This is a genomic window from Pseudomonas citronellolis (genome assembly GCF_001586155.1).
In the GTDB taxonomy this organism is placed as follows: domain Bacteria; phylum Pseudomonadota; class Gammaproteobacteria; order Pseudomonadales; family Pseudomonadaceae; genus Pseudomonas; species Pseudomonas citronellolis.
The window spans coordinates 510,626-527,356 of record NZ_CP014158.1 but is presented as its reverse complement, the minus strand read 5'-3'; the positions used below and the strand labels follow the sequence as shown (position 1 = coordinate 527,356).

Below are 16,731 nucleotides of genomic sequence, written 5' to 3'. Positions count from 1 at the left end.
GAAACCCATGCGGTCGTGGCGATGGGTATCGCTGCGCTCAACGCCATCCTACGGTTGCCTCCACACCGCACCCTTGTAGGAGCGCGCCCTGCGCGCGAATCGCGGGCAGGGCCCGCTACAGGGGCTCGGAATTTCGTAGCGGATCTCATCCAGACCGTAGGATGGATCGAGCCTGCGAAACCCATGCGGCTGTGGCGATGGGTATCGCTGCGCTCAACGCCATCCTACGGTTGCCTCTACACCGCCCCCTTGTAGGAGCGCGCCCTGCGCGCGATTCGCGGGCAGGGCCCGCTCCTACAGGGGGCTCGGGATTTCGTAGCGGATCTCATCCAGACCGTAGGATGGATCGAACCTGCGAAACCCATGCGGCCGCGGCTATGGGTATCGCTGCGCTCAACGCCATCCTACGGTTTGCCTCTACACCGCACCCTTGTAGGAGCGCGCCCTGCGCGCGAATCGCGGGCAGGGCCCGCTACAGGGGGTTCGGCATTTCGTAGAAGCGGATCTCATCCAGACCGTAGGATGGGTTGAGCCTGCGAAACCCATGCGGCCGTGGCGATGGGTATCGCTGCGCTCAACGCCATCCTACGGTTTGCCTCCACACCGTGCCCTTGTAGGAGCGCGCCCTGCGCGCGAATCGCGGGCAGGGCCCGCTCCTACAGGGGGCTCGGTATTTCGTAGGCGCGGATTTTCTCACTCCCGGTACTCGTCCACCGGCACGCAGGCGCAGAACAGGTTGCGGTCGCCGAACACGTTGTCCACCCGGTTCACCGCCGGCCAGTACTTGAAGGCGCGGGTGTGCTCGCTGGGGGTCACCGCTTCGGCGATGCCGTAGGGCCGCTCCCAGGGGCCGGTGACGTCGGCCAGGGTGTGCGGGGCGCGCTTGAGCGGGTTGTCCTCGGCCGGCCATTCGCCGGTCTCGACCTTGGCGATTTCCGCGCGGATGCTCAGCATGGCCTCGACGAAGCGGTCCAGCTCGTGCAGCGACTCGCTCTCGGTGGGCTCCACCATCAGCGTGCCGGGCACCGGGAAGGACATGGTCGGGGCGTGGAAGCCGTAGTCCATCAGGCGCTTGGCCACGTCCTCCTCGCTGATCCCGGTCTGCGCCTTGAGCGGGCGCAGGTCGAGGATGCATTCGTGGGCCACGCGCTCGTTGCGCCCGCGGTAGAGCACCGGGAAGGCGCCGTCCAGGCGCTGGGCCAGGTAGTTGGCGCTGAGGATGGCCACCTCGGTGGCGTCGGCCAGTTGCGGGCCCATCATGGCGATGTACATCCAGCTGATCGGCAGGATGCTGGCGCTGCCCCAGGGCGCGGCGCTGACCGCGTCGTTCAGCGGGTTGGGGCCTTCGACGCGGATCACCGGGTGGTTGGCGACGAACGGCGCCAGGTGCTTCTTCACGCCGATCGGGCCCATGCCCGGGCCGCCACCGCCGTGGGGGATGCAGAAGGTTTTGTGCAGGTTCATGTGCGACACGTCGGCGCCGATGTCCGCCGGCCGCGCCAGGCCGACCTGGGCGTTGAGGTTGGCGCCGTCCATGTAGACCTGGCCGCCGTGGCTGTGGATAACCTCGCAGATCTCGCGGATGCCCTCCTCGTACACGCCGTGGGTCGAGGGGTAGGTGATCATCAGGCAGGCCAGCTGGGCGCCGGCCTCGGCGGCCTTGAGCTTGAGGTCCTCCAGGTCGACGTTGCCGCCCTTGTCGCACTCGACTATCACCACGCGCATGCTCGCCATGATCGCCGAGGCCGGGTTGGTGCCGTGGGCCGAGGACGGGATCAGGCAGACGTTGCGGTGCCCCTCGCCGCGGCTCTCGTGGTACTTGCGGATGGCCAGCAGCCCGGCGTACTCGCCCTGGGCCCCGGAGTTGGGCTGCATGCAGATGGCGTCGAAGCCGGTGATGGCGCGCAGCCAGCTCTCCAGCTCGTCGATCATCAGCCGGTAGCCCTCGGCCTGTTCGCGCGGCACGAAGGGGTGCAGGTTGGCGAATTCCGGCCAGGTGATGGGGATCATCTCGCTGGTGGCGTTGAGCTTCATGGTGCAGGAGCCCAGCGGGATCATCGCCTGGTTCAGCGCCAGGTCCTTGCCTTCGAGCTGGCGCAGGTAGCGCAGCATCTCGGTTTCGCTGTGGTGGCGGTTGAACACCGGGTGGCCCAGGTAGCCGGAGCGGCGCTGCAGGGTGCCGGGGATGCCGTCGGAGAGGTCGCCGGCGTCCAGCACGGCGATGCTCAGGCCGTGGCCGGCGCCGAGGAAGATGTCGAACAGCGTGGCGACGGTCTCCGCATCGCAGGTTTCGTCCAGGCTGACGCCCAGGCGGTCCTCGCCGACGATGCGCAGGTTGTAGCGCGCCGCGCGGGCGCGTTCGAGGATGGCCGCCTGCTGCGCGCCCACCTCCAGGGTCAGGGTGTCGAAGAAGTGCGCATTGACGCGCTTGAGGCCCTTGGCGAACAGCCCGGCGGCGAGGATGGCGGTGAGCCGGTGCACGCGCTGGGCGATGCGCTTGAGGCCCTCGGGGCCGTGGTAGACGGCGTAGAGGCTGGCGATGTTGGCCAACAGCACCTGCGAGGTGCAGACGTTGGAGTTGGCCTTCTCGCGGCGGATGTGCTGCTCGCGGGTCTGCAGCGCCATGCGCAGCGCGGTGTTGCCGCGGGCATCGCGGGACACGCCGATGATCCGCCCAGGCATGGCCCGCTTGAACTCGTCGCGGGTGGCGAAGAAGGCCGCGTGGGGCCCGCCGTAGCCCACGGGCACGCCGAAGCGCTGGGCGCTGCCGAGCACCACGTCGGCGCCCAGTTCGCCCGGCGGCGTCAGCAGCAGCAGGCTGAGCAGGTCGGCGGCGACGCAGGCGATGGCCTGCCGGGCATGCAGGGCGTCGATCAGCGGGCGCAGGTCGCGGACCTCGCCGCGGCTGTCCGGGTACTGCAGCAGCGCGCCGAACACGGCGTGCTGGCCCAGGTTGTCCAGTTCGTCCAGCACCAGGTCGAAGCCGAAGGCCTGGGCGCGGGTGCGCACCACGGAAATGGTCTGCGGGTGGCAGTTCACGTCGACGAAGAACAGGTTGCTCTTGGCCTTGGCCACGCGCTTGGCCAGGGCCATGGCCTCGGCGGCGGCGGTGGCCTCGTCGAGCAGCGAGGCGCTGGCCAGGTCCAGGCCGGTGAGGTCGATGGTCAGCTGCTGGAAGTTCAGCAGCGCCTCCAGGCGGCCCTGGGCGATCTCCGGCTGGTAGGGCGTGTAGGCGGTGTACCAGCCGGGGTTCTCCAGCACGTTGCGGAGGATCACCGTGGGCGTGACGGTGCCGTAGTAGCCGGTGCCGATCAGGCTGGTCCACAGCTGGTTCTGCTGCGCATAGCCCCTGAGCTTCTCCAGGGCGCCCTGCTCGTCCAGCGCCGGCGGCAGCTCCAGCGGGCGGTTCAGGCGGATGGCCGGCGGCACCGTCTGCACGATCAGGTCGTCGAGGCTGGCGACGCCCAGGGCCTCGAGCATGCTCCGTCGCTCCGCCTCGTCGGGGCCGAGATGGCGGCGCAGGAAGGCATCGGGCTGGTTCAGCTGGGACAGCGAAGGGCTTTTCGACATGGCCTGGACCTCGATCGGGAATGCACGATCAAGACAGGATAGGCCAGGCGGGAAGAACAAGGCCCCGACTGAGCGGGGCCTTGGGGGTTCGGCGCGGCGATCAGGCGTCCGCGTCGCAGGCGGCCTGGTAGCCGGCGGCGTCGAGCAGCTTGTCCAGCTCGGCCGGGTTGCTCGGCTTGAGCTTGAAGAACCAGGAGCCGTAGGGGTCGTTGTTGACTTCCTCGGGGGTGTCGGCCAGGACCTCGTTGATGGCGATCACCTCGCCACCGACCGGGGCGTAGATGTCGGAGGCGGCCTTGACCGATTCCACCACACCGGCTTCCTGGCCAGCGTTGAGTTGCTTGCCGAGCTCCGGCAGCTCGACGAAGACCACGTCGCCCAGGGCTTCCTGGGCATGGTCGGAGATGCCCACGGTGACGGTACCGTCGGCTTCCAGGCGCGCCCACTCGTGGCTGGCGGCGTAACGCAGGTCGGCGGGAATGTTGCTCATCTTGTTTTCCTCGGGGACGGGGCAGCGGCGACGACGGGTCGCCTATGCAATTTAGATCAGGGCCTTGCCATGACGCACGAAATTCGGCTGAACGACGCGCACCGGGTACCACTTGCCACGGATTTCCACCTCGGCGCGGTCGCCGGTGGCCGCCGGCAGGCGGGCCAGGGCGATGGACTTGCCGAGGGTCGGGGAGAAGCTGCCGCTGGTGATCTCGCCCTCGCCGATGCCGGCCACCCGCACCACCTGGTGGGCGCGCAGCACGCCGCGCTCCTCCAGCACCAGGCCGACCAGCTTCGGCTGGTCGCCGGCGGCGCGCTGGGCTTCCAGGGCCTGGCGGCCGATGAAATCGCGCCCGGCCGGTTCCCAGGCGATGGTCCAGCCCATGTTGGCGGCCAGGGGCGAAATCTCTTCGTCCATGTCCTGGCCGTAGAGGTTCATCCCGGCTTCCAGGCGCAGGGTGTCGCGCGCGCCCAGGCCGGCGGGGGAAATGCCGGCGCCGACCAGTTCGTTGAGGAAGCCCGGCGCCTCGGCGGCGGGCAGCATGATCTCCAGGCCGTCCTCGCCGGTATAGCCGGTGCGGGCGATGAACCAGTCGCCGTCGGCCTTGCCCTGGAACGGCTTGAGTTCGCGGATCAGGGTGGCGCGGGAGGGGCTCACCAGATCGGCGGTCTTGTCCCGCGCGTTGGGGCCCTGGACGGCCAGCATGGCCAGGTCCGGGCGCGCCTGCAGCTGGACCTCGAAGCCCTCGGTGTGGGCCTGCATCCAGGCCAGGTCCTTCTCGCGGGTGGCGGCGTTGACCACCACGCGATAGCCGTACACGCCCAGGTAGACGATGAGGTCGTCGACCACCCCGCCGCGCTCGTTGAGCATGGCGCTGTACAGCGCCTTGCCGGGCACCTGCAGGCGCTCGACGTCGTTGGCGAGCAGGCGTTGCAGGTATTCCCTGGACTGCGGGCCGGTGACGTCGACCACGGTCATGTGGGAGACGTCGAACACGCCGCAGTCACGGCGGACCTGGTGGTGCTCTTCGACCTGCGAACCATAGTGCAGGGGCATGTCCCAACCGCCGAAATCGACGATTTTCGCGCCGAGGGCGACATGCAGGTCGTAGAGCGGGGTGCGCTGTCCCATGGGTGTTCTCCTTCCGGGAATGGCGGATGCGGAGCGCGAGGGCGGCCCGCACGAAACCGGCGCATTGTAGCCGCTAGGCCGGTGCCTGGACACCTCGGCCGACGGTCGAGTCGCGCCCCGCCGCGCTGGCCGCGGAACGGCGGATCAGCAGCACCACCGGCAGCAGCCCGGCCAGCACCAGGCTCAGCGCCGGCAGCGCGGCGCGGGCCCATTCGCCCTCGCTGGTCATCTCGAAGATGCGCACGGCCAGGGTGTCCCAGCCGAAGGGACGCATCAGCAGGGTAGCCGGCATTTCCTTCAATACGTCGACGAACACCAGCAGCGCGGCGCTCATCAGCCCCGGCGCCAGCAGCGGCAGGTAGACGCGGGCGAACAGCGCCGGCCCCGCCACGCCGAGGCTGCGCGAAGCCTCGGCGAAGGACGGGCGGATACGCATCAGGGTGCTTTCCAGCGGCCCCTCGGCCACCGCCAGGAAGCGGATCAGGTAGGCCAGCAGCAACGCCCCCAGGCTGCCCAGCAGCAGCGGCTTGCCGGCGCCGCCCAAGGCGCTGGAGAGCGGGATCACCCAATGGTTGTCGAGCCAGCTGAAGGCCAGCATGATCGCCACCGCCAGCACCGAGCCGGGCACCGCGTAGCCGAGGTTGGCCAGGCCCACCGCGGCGCGCACCGGCCTCGCCGGCGTCTGCCGACGGGCGAAGGCCAGCAGCAGGCCGACCGCCACGCACAGCGCCGCCGCCGTGGCGCCCAGGCCGAGGCTGTGCCAGAGCAGGCCCCAGTAGCGCTCGTCGAGGTCGAAGCGGCCGCGCTGCCAGCACCAGGCCAGCAGTTGCGCCAGGGGAATGGCGAAGGCGCAGGCGAACACCAGGCCGCACCAGGCGCTGGCGGCGAAGGCCTTGAACCCGCGCAGGCGGTACAACGGCGCGGTGCGCGGCTTCTCGCTGCCGGCCACGACGCGGCCGCGGCTATGGCGCTCGCCGAGCACCACCAGGAACACCCCGAGCAGCAGCAGGCTGGCCAGCTGGGTGGCGCTGGACAGGCTGTAGAAGCCGTACCAGGTCTTGTAGATGGCGGTGGTGAAGGTGTCGAAGTTGAACACCGAGACGGCGCCGAAGTCGGCCAGGGTCTCCATGACCGCCAGGGCCAGGCCGGCGCCGATGGCCGGCCGCGCCATGGGCAGGGCCACGCGCCAGAAGGCCTGCCAGGGCGACAACCCGAGCACCCGCGCCGCCTCGGTGAGGCCGCGGCCCTGGGCCAGGAAGGCGCCGCGCGCCAGTAGGTAGACGTAGGGGTAGAAGACCAGCACCAGGACCAGGATCACCCCGCCGGTGGAACGCACCCGGGGCAGCCGCAGGCCGCTGCCGAACCATTCGCGCAGCAGCGTCTGCAAGGGCCCGGCGAAGTCCAGCAGGCCGACGAAGACGAACGCCAGCACGTAGGCCGGGATGGCGAAGGGCAGCATCAGCGCCCAGTCCAGCCAGCGCCGCCCGGGGAACTCGCAGAGCGCTGTGAGCCAGGCCAGGCTGGTGCCCAGCAGGGTCACGCCGATGCCGACGCCGAGCACCAGCACCAGGCTGTTGCCCAGCAGGCGCGGCAGCTGGGTGTCCCACAGGTGCACCCAGATTTCCGTGTCGATCTCGCCCCAGCTCAGCGCCAGCACGACGAGCGGCAACGCCACCAGGGCGGCGATGGAGAAGCTGATGGGGTACCAGCGCATAAGTGATTAGCTGGAAGCTAGAAGCCGGAAGCTGGAAGCCAGGTCCACGCCGACCTCCAGCTTCCGGCTCCCGGTCAATTCCAACCGGCCCGGTCCATCAGCTTGATGGCTTCGGCCTGGCGCTTGCCGGCGACTTCCACCGGGATGCTGTCGGCCTTGAAGTTGCCCCAGGCCGCCACTTCCTCCGAGGGCGCGACCTTCGGGTTGGCCGGGAACTCCTGGTTCAGCGAGGCGAACAGCGCCTGGGCGTCGGGGCCGGTCATCCACTCCACCAGGGCCTTGGCCTGCTCGGGGTGCGGCGCGTGCCTGGTCAGGCCGATGCCCGAGAGGTTGACGTGCACGCCGCGGTCGCCCTGGTTCGGCCAGAACAGCTTCACCGGCAGGTCCGGCTTCTGCTTGTGCAGGCGCCCGTAGTAGTAGGTGTTGACGATGCCGACGTCGCACTGGCCGGCGGCGATGGCCTGGAGCAGCGCGGTGTCGTCGGAGAACACGTCGGTGGCCAGGTTGCCCACCCAGCCCTTGAGGATCTGCTCGGTCTTCTGCTCGCCGTGGGTCTCGATCAGGGTGGCGGTCAGCGACTGGTTGTAGACCTTCTTCGCCGTGCGCAGGCACAGGCGGCCTTCCCACTGCTTGTCGGCCAGGGCCTCGTAGGTGCTCAGCTCCTCCGGCTTCACCCGCTGGGTGGAGTAGGCGATGGTCCGCGCGCGCAGCGACAGGCCGGTCCAGCTGTCGGTGCCGGAGCGGTACTGCGGGGGAATGTTGGCGTCGAGGGTCGGCGAATCGAACGGCTGCAGGATGCCCATCTTCTCGGCCTGCCAGAGGTTGCCGGCGTCCACGGTGAGCAGCAGGTCGGCCGGGGTGTTGGCGCCCTCGGCCTTGATCCGCGCCATCAGCGGCGCTTCCTTGTCGGTGATGAACTTGACCTGCACGCCGGTCTTCTTCGTGTAGGCATCGAACACCGGCTTGATCAGCTCGTCGATGCGCGAGGAGTAGACCACCACCTCGTCGGCGGCCTGGGCGGTGCCGGCCAGTGCGGCGAGGGCGAGGGAAGCGAGAAGGCCTTTGCGTACCGACATGCTGGCGGCTCCTGGGTAGCGGAATGAGGTTCCAGATGATAAGGAACCTCATTTAGCCCCGGAGCCGACCTTTGTGACCGGGTGTTTCACCACGCCGCGACACGGGGTCGCGGCGCCTCAGACCCGCGCCAGCGTCGGCAGGTCGCCGGACAGGCCCAGGGCCTGGCGGACGAACAGGCCCTTGGCCTCGTGGTGGCGGTCGACCAGGCGCAGGCCGGCGTTGCGCAGCCAGCGCACCGGCAGCGGGTCGGCCTGGAACAGGCGCTGGAAGCCTTCCATCGCCGCCATCATCGCCAGGTTGTGCGGCATCCGCCGGCGTTCGAAGCGGCTCAGCACGCGCTCGTCGGCGATGCGCTCGCCACGGGCGTGGGCGTGCATCAGCACCTCGGCCAGCACCGCAGCGTCGAGGAAGCCCAGGTTGACGCCCTGCCCGGCCAGCGGGTGGATGGTGTGCGCGGCATCGCCGATCAGCGCCAGGCCCGGTTCCACGTAGCGCTTGGCGTGGCGCTGGCGCAGCGGGATGCACAGGCGCGGGTCGACCTGCTCGATGCCGCCCAGGCAATGCTCGAAGGCCCGGCCGAGGGCTTCGCGGAAGCCGTCGTCGTCCAGCGCCATCAGGCGTTCGGCCTGCTCCGGGGTGGTCGACCAGACGATCGAGCACCAGTGCCTGTCGCCCTCGCGGGACAGCGGCAGGAAGGCCAGCGGGCCGTCGTCGGTGAAGCGCTGCCAGGCGGTGGCCTGGTGCGGTTTTTCGCAGCGCACGCTGGTGACGATGGCGTGGTGCAGGTAGTCCCACTCGCGGGTGGCGCAGCCGGCCAGGCGGCGCACGGCGGAGTTGGCGCCGTCGGCGGCGACCACCAGCGGCGTGCGGATCTGCCGGCCGTCGGCCAGGGTCAGCAGCCAGTCGTCGCCCGAGTGGCGCAGCTGCTCCAGGCGCGCGCCGGGCAGCAGGCCGAGGGTGGTGTCGTGCAGGCGCTCCAGCAGGGCGTCCTGCACCACGCGGTTCTCGACGATGTGGCCGAGCACCTCGGCGTGCACGCTGGCCGCGCTGAAGTGCACCTGGCCGGTGCCGGAGCCGTCCCACACGTGCATCTCGCGATAGGGCTCGGCGCGCCGCGCGACTATGCCGTCCCAGGCGTGCAGGCGCTGGAGGATGCGCCGGCTGGCCTCGGACAGGGCGCTGACCCGCGGCTCGAAGCGCGCCGTGCGGTCGAAGGGCTTCACGCTCAGCGGCGAGCCGTCGAGCAGCAGGATTTCCAGGCCGCTGCCCTGCAACGCCAGGGCCAGCGCGCTGCCGACCATCCCCGCCCCGACAATCACCAGATCCGCGTGCATCTGCATTCCTTTTTCCATGTCGTCAGCCGGCCTTGCGCAGGCGCGGCTTGAGCCTGATGTAGAGGGTCTTCTGCACCCGCGCGACCAGCGTGCCCTCGCCGTCGCGCACCTCGGCGTGCAGCTTGGGCAGGCACTTGCCGCCGTCGGCGGTCTGCGCCCGGACTTCGTCCAGCAGCTGCTGGTCGATGCGGAACTCGGCGTACACCGGCCCCTTGCCCGGGGTGATGAATTCGATGTTGGCGGCCTTGTCCCAGACGATGTAGTCGCGCCCCAGGTTCTCCATCAGCATGAGCATGAAGAAGGGGTCGGTCATGCTGTACAGGCTGCCGCCGAACTGGGTGCCGACGTAGTTGCGGTTGAACCAGGACAGCACCATCTTCACCCGCACCTCGCGAAAATCCGGGGCGATGTGGCGCACCCGCACGCCGGCGCCGAGGTAGGGCGGGTAGAGGTTGAGGCCGAAGCGCAGCAGGCGGGCACGGCGGGCCATCTTGCCTGACGACATCGCCGCTCCCTAGACCGGCCGCGCGCCCAGGCCCATGGCCTGGCGGGCGAACCAGCGCTTGGCCGGCGGCAGCAGGTCGAGGCCGAGCAGGCCCAGGTTGCGCCCGGTGGCCAGCACCGGCTGGGCGTTGGAGAACAGGCGGGTGACGCGGTCGGAGAAGCCGACGGTCATCTGCTGGTCCAGGCGCTGGCCTTCCAGGTAGCGCTGCAGCACGGCGAAGTCTCCGGGCGCGGCGTCGGCGCCGAGCAACTGGTCGGCCAGGGCCTGGGCATCGCGCAGCGACAGGTTGAAGCCCTGCCCGGCGATGGGATGCAGGCTGTGCGCGGCGTTGCCGAGCACCACCAGGTGCGGGCGCACCTGCTCCTCGGCCTCGCTGAGGGTCAGCGGGTAGCAGTAGCGCGCGCCGACCTGGCGGAAGCCGCCCAGGCGGTAGCCGAAGGCTGCCTGCAACTCGTCGAGGAACTGCCGCTCGGGCAGCTCGCGCAGGCGCTCGGCGTCGCGCGGCGGGCGCGTCCAGACCAGCGCGCAGCGGTTGTCCGGCAGCGGCAGCAGGGCCATGGGGCCCTGTTCGGTGAAGCGTTCGAAGGCCTGGCCGCGGTGTTCCTCGCTGGGGCTGACGTTGGCGATCAGCGCGGTCTGCCCGTAGGGCGCCTCGCGCACGCCGATGCCCAGCTGCTCGCGCAGGCCGGAGCGGCCGCCGTCGGCGAGCACGGCGAGGTCGCAGTCCAGGATCGAGTCGTCGTCCAGGGTCAGCCGGTAGCCGTCGTCCAGCGCCTGCATACGGCGCACTTCGGCCGGGCAGCGCCAGCTCACCACTTCGTGGTCCAGGGCCTGCCACAGGCATTGGCCGAGCCAGGCGTTCTCCACCACGTAGCCCAGCGCCGGCACACCCTCCTCCATTGCGGTCAGGCGTGCGGAGCCGAAGCGCCCGCGGTCGGACACGTGGATCTGGCTGATCGGCTCGCCGCGCTGGGCGATGCGCTGCCACAGGCCGAGGCGTTCGTAGATCTGCCGGCTGCCGAAGGACAGCGCCGAGGAACGGGCGTCATAGCTGGGCTGGTAGGCGTCACCGGGGGCGAACGGCTCGATGAGCACGATGCGCCAGCCGCGCTCGCGGGCGCCGGCCTGCAGGATCAGCGCCAGGCTGGCGCCGACCAGGCCGCCGCCGATGATCGCCAGGTTCGCGCGCTGCATCTCAGGCCGCCCGGGCCTTGGCTTCGGCCATCAGCGCCTCGATGGCGGCGACGGTCTTGGGCACGCCGTTGGTCAGCACTTCGCAGCCGCTCCTGGTCACCACCACGTCGTCCTCGATGCGCACGCCGATGCCGCGCCATTTCTTCGGCACGTCGGTGTTGTCCGGCGCGATGTAGATGCCCGGCTCGACGGTCATCGCCATGCCCGGCTCGAGCACGCGCCATTCGCCGCCGACGCGGTACTCGCCGACGTCGTGCACGTCCATGCCCAGCCAGTGGCCGGCGCGGTGCATGTAGAAGGCCTTGTAGGCTTCGCTGGCGATCAGTTCGTCGACGTCGCCCTTGAGCAGGCCGAGCTTCACCAGGCCGGCGGTGATGACGCGCACGGTGGCCTCGTGGGCTTCGTTCCAGTGGCGGCCGGGGGCGATGTAGTCGAAGGCGGCCATGTTGGCTTCCAGCACCAGCTCGTAGATGGCCTTCTGCTCGGGGCTGAACACGCCGTTGGCCGGGAAGGTGCGGGTGATGTCGCTGGCGTAGCAGTCGATCTCGCAGCCGGCGTCGATCAGGATCAGGTCGCCGTCCTTGATCTGCGCGTCGTTCTCCCGGTAGTGCAGGATGCAGGCGTTGCGCCCGGTGGCGACGATCGAGCCGTAGGCCGGCATCTTCGCCCCGCCCAGGCGGAAGGCGTATTCCAGCTCCGCCTCCAGGTGGTATTCGTACAACCCCGGCCGGCAAGCCTGCATGGCGCGGATGTGGGCGCCGCAGGAAACCTCGGCGGCGTAGCGCATCACCTTCACTTCGCCGGCGCTCTTGTACAGGCGCAGGTCGTGCAGCAGGTGGTCGAGGGCGACGAACTCGTTCGGCGGCTGCGCGCCCTGGCGGGCCTTGGAGCGGATCACGTTGATCCAGTCCATCAGCCGGCGGTCGAACTCGGGGTTGGCGCCCAGCGCGTAGTAGACGCGGTCGCGGCCCTCGATCAGGCCGGGGAGGATGTCGTCGATGTCGCCAATGGGGAAGGCGTCGTCGGCGCCGAAGTCCCTGATCGCGCCGTCCTGGCCGGCGCGCAGGCCATCCCAGAGTTCACGCTCGGGGTCGCGCTCGCGGCAAAACAATACGTATTCGCCGTGCTCGCGGCCGGGGATCAGCACCATCACCGCTTCCGGCTCGGGGAAACCGGTGAGGTACTGGAAGTCGCTGTCCTGGCGGTAGACGTGCTCGACGTCGCGGTTGCGGATGTACATCGGCGCCGCGGGCAGGATGGCGATGCTGTTGGGCTCCATCTGCGCCATCAGCGCCTTGCGCCGACGGGCGTATTCCGGTTTGGCGATACGGATCATGCAGCTACCTCAGTGCAGGGAGGGTTTGTCGGCCGGCGCCGGCACCTTGCCGAATTCGGAGAACAGCAGCAGCGGGGCGACCCGCAGGTATTCCTGGACTTCCATGTAGTCCGTCTCGCCGTCCTCGGACTCTTCCAGCTGGCCCTGGACCTGGGCGATGGCGGCGATGTCCTGGAGCACTTCGTCGGCCTCGTCGGACAGGCTGGCCTGGCGCAACGCCAGGCCGAAGCCGGCGAGGAAGCCCTGGCACCACTGGCCCAGGGCCTGGGCGCGCTCGGCCAGCGGGGCGTCGTCGTTGGGCAGCATCAGCACCACGGCCATCTCGCCGGCGCTCAGGTCCTGCTGGACCATGCCCAGCAGGCCGCCCAGGGCCGCCTGCAGGCGTTCGCTGAGTTCGCCGCCGAGCAGTTCGGAAGCGGCCTGCAGCCACTCGCCCTGGTCGAAGCCGGCGCCGGCGCAGACGCGCCCGAGCAGGTGGCCGTGCAGTTCCGCCGGGGAGATCGGCAGGGCCGCCTCGGCGAGCAGGTTGGCGAAAGCGGTGTAGGCGGAATTTACTGTGGACATGCGCGGGACCTGAATATCGACGCTAGGCGCCACCAGGCGCTATGCATAGAATGAGAGTGGCTATCCTAGCACCGCCGGGCGCGCTCAGACCATGCGACGGCATGTCGGGCAACCCCGTGCGGTGCCGTACCTTGTATAGTTTCCGGTCATCCCCTTGCCCAAGCGAGAGCCCATGGAAGACGCCGACCTGCAAACGCTGATCGCCAAATTCGACCTCCTGCTCCAGCGCCTGGAACAGCTCAAGGCGGAGAACCGGCTGCTGCGGGCCAACGAGAAAAGTTGGCGCGAAGAGCGCGCTCATCTGATCGAGAAGAACGAATTGGCGCGCCACAAGGTCGAAGCGATGATTTTGCGCCTGAAAGCCCTGGAGCAGGACTCATGAGCCAGACGAACACCCTGAACGTGCAGATTCTCGACAAGGAATACTGCATCACCTGCCCCGCCGAGGAGCGCGTCAACCTGGAAAGCGCCGCGCGCTACCTGGACAGCAAGATGCGCGAGATCCGCTCGAGCGGGAAGGTCATCGGCGCCGACCGCGTCGCCGTGATGGCCGCGCTGAACATCACCCACGACCTGCTGCACAAGCAGGAGCGCATGGACAACGAGCACAGCAGCACCCGCGAACGCGTGCGCGAACTGCTCGAGCGCGTGGACCGCGCCCTTACCACCGATCAGCCCGGGCGGGAAGACTGACCCCGGAGAAAACCCTGGGGTATACTGGCCACGCTCCCTGGTGTGTTGGCCAGTCGGTGATGTCCCTGAGCCGATAATCGCAACAACGGAGGTTGCCAGTTGGGCTGGTGTGCATGTCCGCACGACGGAAAGCCTTAAAGCCTACTGCAACCGCCACCTTGAACTTTCGGGTTCAAGGGCTAACCCGACAGCGGCATGTCCGGGGAGCTTTCCTCCTACCATGATCCACGCCCAAGACCTTTCCCGCGCCGCCCTGCGCCGTCTGCTGCGCCAGGCCCGCCGCAAGCTCAGCGCGCAACAGCAACGCCAGGCCGCCCGCGACCTGCAACGGCGCATGGCGCAACACCCGCTGTTCCGCCGCGCCCGCCACATCGCCCTGTACCTGCCCGCCGACGGCGAGATCGACCCGCGCCCGCTGCTCGAGGCCGCGCAGAAACGCGGCAAGGCCACCTACCTGCCGGTGCTCAGCCGCTGGCCGCACACCCACATGACCTTCCAGCGCGTCGGCAACGGCGAGCGCTGGCGGAAAAACCGCTACGGCATCGCCGAGCCGCTGCCGGACCGCGGCCGCCAACGCGAGCCCTGGGCGCTGGATCTGGTGCTGCTGCCGCTGGTGGGTTTCGACGAACGGGGTGGGCGCCTGGGGATGGGCAAGGGTTTCTACGACCGCACCCTGGCGTACCTGGGCAGGCGCAAAATCTGGCGCAAACCGACACTTTTGGGCCTGGCGCACGAATGCCAGAAGGTGGACAGGCTGGACCTGGCCAGCTGGGATGTGCCGCTGCAGGGCATCGTCAGCGACGCCGGCTGGTACGGCGCGCTCGCCTAGGCGCCGCGTTCCCTGCGGCGCCCGGCGGGGTGGATCAGGGCTGTTTGGTCACCTGGACCGGGACCTCGCCCTGGCGATCCCACAGGCTCTGGGTGTAACCGGTGGTGACAACGCCCAGGCCGAAAAGAATCACCAGCACCCACAACAGATCGGGCTTACGCTTCATCGATTGCCTCCCCCTTCCAGGCAAACTGTCAACGATGGCCGGCGGTGGTTTTTGGTCCGTCCGGCGCGTGCCAAGCTGAAAACGGCGGCATTCTCCGACAATGGAAAGCGTCTCGCAATTCCATGCCTGGTCCAGTCGTCGGAGTCAGCCGCTTCCCACAAAAACGGCGAAACTGGAGCAAGGATCATGCCGCACTGGCTGATGAAATCCGAACCCGACGAACTGTCGATCCATGACCTGCAGCGCCTGGGCAAGGCGCGCTGGGACGGCGTGCGCAACTACCAGGCGCGCAACTTCGTGCGCAGCATGCAGCCCGGCGACCTGTTCTTCTTCTACCACTCCAGCTGCCCGCAGCCGGGCGTGGCCGGCATCGCCCGCATCGAGGGCGAGGCCTACCCCGACCCCACGGCGCTGGACCCGCAGAGCCCCTACCACGACGCCAAGGCCAGCGCCGGGAAGAACCCCTGGAGCGCGCGGGACGTGAGTTTCGTGGAGGCGTTCAGGGAAGTGCTGCCGCTGGCCACCATCCGCGCCGCCGCCGGGCTGGAGGAGCTGGCCCTGGTGCAGCGCGGCAGCCGTTTGTCGGTGATGCCGGTGAGCGAGGAGCAGTGGAAGATCATTCTTGGGTTGGCGCGACGCTAGGACGCAGGCCGGTTGTCGGGTGGGGCGTGGATGAGATTCGCCTCTTGGCTCGGTGGGGATGCTCTTCGTAGGAGCGAGCTTGCTCGCGAACAGTGTTTGCCGGTGACCGCTTGGTGTTGATCCCGAAGAGCGCCCTCTCCCTAACCCTCTCCCTGAAGGGAGAGGGGACCGTTCGGAGCGCTTGGGTATTCCTGAGTCAGCCGGCAGCACCAGCGGTTTCCGGCTGACACCATCACCTTTCTCGGCACGGACTAGCCCCCTCTCCCTTCAGGGAGAGGGCTGGGGAGAGGGTTGCGGAATCCATCCAACACACCGCGCCAACCGGCAGCCCCCCCATTCACGAGCAAGCCCCCCACATCAAGCCATCTGCGAAATAGTCCTGCGGAACCGCCACAACGCCCCGCAGAAAAACGCCGCGCCGATACCAATGATCGCCAGCAGTTGCGGCCAGACGATGGCCAGCCCGGCGCCGCGGAACAGGATGGCCTGGGCCAGGCTGACGAAGTGCGTGGTCGGGGCGAACAGCATGATGTTCTGCACCAGCTCCGGCATGCTCTCGCGCGGCGTGGTGCCGCCGGAGAGGATCTGCAGCGGCATCAGCGTGAGGATCACCAGCAGCCCCAGCTGCGGCATCGAGCGCGCCACCGTGCCAAGGAAGATGCCCATCGAGGTGGTGGCGAACAGGTGCAGCGCCGCGCCCAGCAGGAACAGCGCCAGCGAGCCGCTGATCGGCACGTCCAGCCAACCGCGCACCACCAGCTGCAGCGACAGCGCGGCCGCCGCCAGCACCACCACGCCCATGGACCAGACCTTGGCCAGCATGATCTCGAAGGCGGTCAGCGGCATCACCAGCAGGTGCTCGACGGTGCCGTGCTCGCGCTCGCGGATCAGCGCCGCGCCGGTGAGGATGATCGACAGCATGGTGATCTGGTTGATCACCTCCATCACCGCGCCGAACCAGGCCTGGGTCAGGTTGGGGTTGAACTCCATGCGCACCGCCAGCTCCGCCGGCATGCCCGGCTCGCTGCGATAGCGGCTGACGAACTCGCGCACTTCGGTGGCGATGATGTTCTGGATGTAGCCGGCGCCGGAGAAGGCCTGGGCGGTCTGGGTGGCGTCGACGTTGACCTGCACCGCCGGCTGGCGGCCGGCCAGCACGTCGCGCTGGAAGTCCGGCGGGATGTCCAGGGTGAAGGTGTACAGGCCGGTGTCCATGCCGCGGTCCATCTGCGCGTGACCGATCATTTCCGGGGTGCGGAAGTACGGTGCCTGGAAGGCGTTGACGATGCGCGAGGAGAGCTGCGACTGGTCCTCGTCGACCACCGCGATGGGCGCGTGGTGCAGGGTTTCCGGCACGCCGGTGGCGGAGCTGTAGACGCCCAGGGTGAAGGCCCAGGCGATCAGGATCAGCATCGCGTAGTCGCGGCCGAGGCTGCGGAACTCCTTGATGCCCAGGTTGAAGATGTTCGCCAGTTTCTTCATC

At 68.9% G+C, this 16,731-nt stretch carries 16 protein-coding genes and 1 other RNA gene; 5 read left to right on the top strand and 12 right to left on the bottom strand.

What is annotated here, in order from left to right:
• Positions 1 to 693: 693 nt before the first annotated feature.
• From gcvP to PcP3B5_RS02290, 10 genes are all read right to left on the bottom strand, one after another.
• Entirely contained in the window at positions 694 to 3,570 is a 2,877-nt protein-coding gene (gcvP, locus tag PcP3B5_RS02335) for an aminomethyl-transferring glycine dehydrogenase (RefSeq protein ID WP_061560491.1), read from the bottom strand.
• A gap of 100 nt (positions 3,571 to 3,670) precedes the next feature.
• Positions 3,671 to 4,060: a glycine cleavage system protein GcvH gene (gene gcvH, locus PcP3B5_RS02330; protein ID WP_009615120.1), complete on the bottom strand. Its 390-nt coding sequence runs from the start codon at positions 4,058 to 4,060 to the stop codon at positions 3,671 to 3,673.
• Between the two features lie 51 nt (positions 4,061 to 4,111).
• Positions 4,112 to 5,194, bottom strand: coding sequence for a glycine cleavage system aminomethyltransferase GcvT (gcvT, locus tag PcP3B5_RS02325; protein WP_009615117.1), 1,083 nt, complete (start codon positions 5,192 to 5,194; stop codon positions 4,112 to 4,114).
• Positions 5,195 to 5,267: 73 nt separating this feature from the next.
• On the bottom strand, positions 5,268 to 6,908 hold the full coding sequence (locus PcP3B5_RS02320; protein WP_061560490.1) for an ABC transporter permease: 1,641 nt from the start codon (positions 6,906 to 6,908) through the stop codon (positions 5,268 to 5,270).
• Positions 6,909 to 6,982: 74 nt separating this feature from the next.
• A complete protein-coding gene (locus tag PcP3B5_RS02315; RefSeq protein ID WP_061560489.1) occupies positions 6,983 to 7,984 on the bottom strand; it encodes an extracellular solute-binding protein in 1,002 nt (333 codons plus the stop codon).
• 117 nt (positions 7,985 to 8,101) lie between these two features.
• Positions 8,102 to 9,319 carry a 2-octaprenyl-3-methyl-6-methoxy-1,4-benzoquinol hydroxylase gene (locus PcP3B5_RS02310; protein WP_082816437.1) on the bottom strand — a complete coding sequence of 406 codons (1,218 nt, stop codon included), beginning with the start codon at positions 9,317 to 9,319 and terminating at the stop codon, positions 8,102 to 8,104.
• 22 nt (positions 9,320 to 9,341) lie between these two features.
• On the bottom strand, positions 9,342 to 9,824 hold the full coding sequence (locus tag PcP3B5_RS02305; RefSeq protein ID WP_058072645.1) for a DUF4442 domain-containing protein: 483 nt from the start codon (positions 9,822 to 9,824) through the stop codon (positions 9,342 to 9,344).
• Between the two features lie 9 nt (positions 9,825 to 9,833).
• Entirely contained in the window at positions 9,834 to 11,018 is a 1,185-nt protein-coding gene (ubiH, locus tag PcP3B5_RS02300; protein WP_009615106.1) for a 2-octaprenyl-6-methoxyphenyl hydroxylase, read from the bottom strand.
• Between the two features lies 1 nt (position 11,019).
• Complete coding sequence (pepP, locus tag PcP3B5_RS02295; RefSeq protein WP_061560487.1) at positions 11,020 to 12,354, bottom strand: Xaa-Pro aminopeptidase; 1,335 nt, start codon at positions 12,352 to 12,354, stop codon at positions 11,020 to 11,022.
• 9 nt (positions 12,355 to 12,363) lie between these two features.
• On the bottom strand, positions 12,364 to 12,918 hold the full coding sequence (locus PcP3B5_RS02290; RefSeq protein ID WP_061560486.1) for a UPF0149 family protein: 555 nt from the start codon (positions 12,916 to 12,918) through the stop codon (positions 12,364 to 12,366).
• Between the two features lie 172 nt (positions 12,919 to 13,090).
• Between PcP3B5_RS02290 and PcP3B5_RS02285 the strand changes: the two genes are divergently transcribed.
• The 4 genes from PcP3B5_RS02285 (at position 13,091) to PcP3B5_RS02270 (ending at position 14,440) form a co-directional block, all read left to right on the top strand.
• On the top strand, positions 13,091 to 13,300 hold the full coding sequence (locus tag PcP3B5_RS02285; protein WP_009615100.1) for a TIGR02449 family protein: 210 nt from the start codon (positions 13,091 to 13,093) through the stop codon (positions 13,298 to 13,300).
• The gene (locus PcP3B5_RS02280; protein WP_009615099.1) at positions 13,297 to 13,611 is read left to right on the top strand and encodes a cell division protein ZapA; all 315 of its coding nucleotides are present in this window, start codon (positions 13,297 to 13,299) and stop codon (positions 13,609 to 13,611) included. Before PcP3B5_RS02285 ends, PcP3B5_RS02280 begins: the two co-directional genes overlap by 4 nt.
• 31 nt (positions 13,612 to 13,642) lie before the next feature.
• Positions 13,643 to 13,821, top strand: a non-coding RNA gene (ssrS, locus tag PcP3B5_RS02275) — 6S RNA.
• A gap of 10 nt (positions 13,822 to 13,831) precedes the next feature.
• A complete protein-coding gene (locus tag PcP3B5_RS02270; RefSeq protein ID WP_043316421.1) occupies positions 13,832 to 14,440 on the top strand; it encodes a 5-formyltetrahydrofolate cyclo-ligase in 609 nt (202 codons plus the stop codon).
• Positions 14,441 to 14,474: 34 nt separating this feature from the next.
• On the opposite strand, the gene PcP3B5_RS32295 is transcribed toward PcP3B5_RS02270, so the two are convergent.
• Positions 14,475 to 14,606, bottom strand: a complete 132-nt coding sequence (locus tag PcP3B5_RS32295) for a hypothetical protein (RefSeq protein WP_009615095.1) — start codon at positions 14,604 to 14,606, stop codon at positions 14,475 to 14,477.
• A 186-nt stretch (positions 14,607 to 14,792) separates the two neighbouring features.
• Here PcP3B5_RS32295 and PcP3B5_RS02265 point away from each other — a divergent pair, with 186 nt between their 5' ends.
• Positions 14,793 to 15,248 (top strand): EVE domain-containing protein, encoded by a 456-nt coding sequence (locus PcP3B5_RS02265; RefSeq protein WP_061560485.1) that lies wholly within the window; start codon positions 14,793 to 14,795, stop codon positions 15,246 to 15,248.
• A 357-nt stretch (positions 15,249 to 15,605) separates the two neighbouring features.
• Here PcP3B5_RS02265 and PcP3B5_RS02260 read toward each other — a convergent pair whose 3' ends face one another.
• The gene (locus tag PcP3B5_RS02260) at positions 15,606 to 16,730 is read right to left on the bottom strand and encodes an ABC transporter permease (protein WP_058487730.1); all 1,125 of its coding nucleotides are present in this window, start codon (positions 16,728 to 16,730) and stop codon (positions 15,606 to 15,608) included.
• Position 16,731: the final 1 nt, after the last annotated feature.

Bases quoted from the DNA above. Each gene is read 5' to 3' on its own strand.
- gcvP (WP_061560491.1), bottom strand. From the start codon at position 3,570: ATGTCGAAAAGCCCTTCGCTGTCCCAGCTGAACCAGCCCGATGCCTTC.
- gcvT (WP_009615117.1), bottom strand. From the start codon at position 5,194: ATGGGACAGCGCACCCCGCTCTACGACCTGCATGTCGCCCTCGGCGCG.
- ubiH (WP_009615106.1), bottom strand. From the start codon at position 11,018: ATGCAGCGCGCGAACCTGGCGATCATCGGCGGCGGCCTGGTCGGCGCC.
- PcP3B5_RS02310 (WP_082816437.1), bottom strand. From the start codon at position 9,319: ATGCACGCGGATCTGGTGATTGTCGGGGCGGGGATGGTCGGCAGCGCG.
- PcP3B5_RS02285 (WP_009615100.1), top strand. From the start codon at position 13,091: ATGGAAGACGCCGACCTGCAAACGCTGATCGCCAAATTCGACCTCCTG.
- PcP3B5_RS02270 (WP_043316421.1), top strand. From the start codon at position 13,832: ATGATCCACGCCCAAGACCTTTCCCGCGCCGCCCTGCGCCGTCTGCTG.
- PcP3B5_RS02290 (WP_061560486.1), bottom strand. From the start codon at position 12,918: ATGTCCACAGTAAATTCCGCCTACACCGCTTTCGCCAACCTGCTCGCC.
- pepP (WP_061560487.1), bottom strand. From the start codon at position 12,354: ATGATCCGTATCGCCAAACCGGAATACGCCCGTCGGCGCAAGGCGCTG.
- PcP3B5_RS02320 (WP_061560490.1), bottom strand. From the start codon at position 6,908: ATGCGCTGGTACCCCATCAGCTTCTCCATCGCCGCCCTGGTGGCGTTG.
- PcP3B5_RS02305 (WP_058072645.1), bottom strand. From the start codon at position 9,824: ATGTCGTCAGGCAAGATGGCCCGCCGTGCCCGCCTGCTGCGCTTCGGC.
- PcP3B5_RS02280 (WP_009615099.1), top strand. From the start codon at position 13,297: ATGAGCCAGACGAACACCCTGAACGTGCAGATTCTCGACAAGGAATAC.
- PcP3B5_RS32295 (WP_009615095.1), bottom strand. From the start codon at position 14,606: ATGAAGCGTAAGCCCGATCTGTTGTGGGTGCTGGTGATTCTTTTCGGC.
- PcP3B5_RS02315 (WP_061560489.1), bottom strand. From the start codon at position 7,984: ATGTCGGTACGCAAAGGCCTTCTCGCTTCCCTCGCCCTCGCCGCACTG.
- gcvH (WP_009615120.1), bottom strand. From the start codon at position 4,060: ATGAGCAACATTCCCGCCGACCTGCGTTACGCCGCCAGCCACGAGTGG.
- PcP3B5_RS02260 (WP_058487730.1), bottom strand. From the start codon at position 16,730: ATGAAGAAACTGGCGAACATCTTCAACCTGGGCATCAAGGAGTTCCGC.
- PcP3B5_RS02265 (WP_061560485.1), top strand. From the start codon at position 14,793: ATGCCGCACTGGCTGATGAAATCCGAACCCGACGAACTGTCGATCCAT.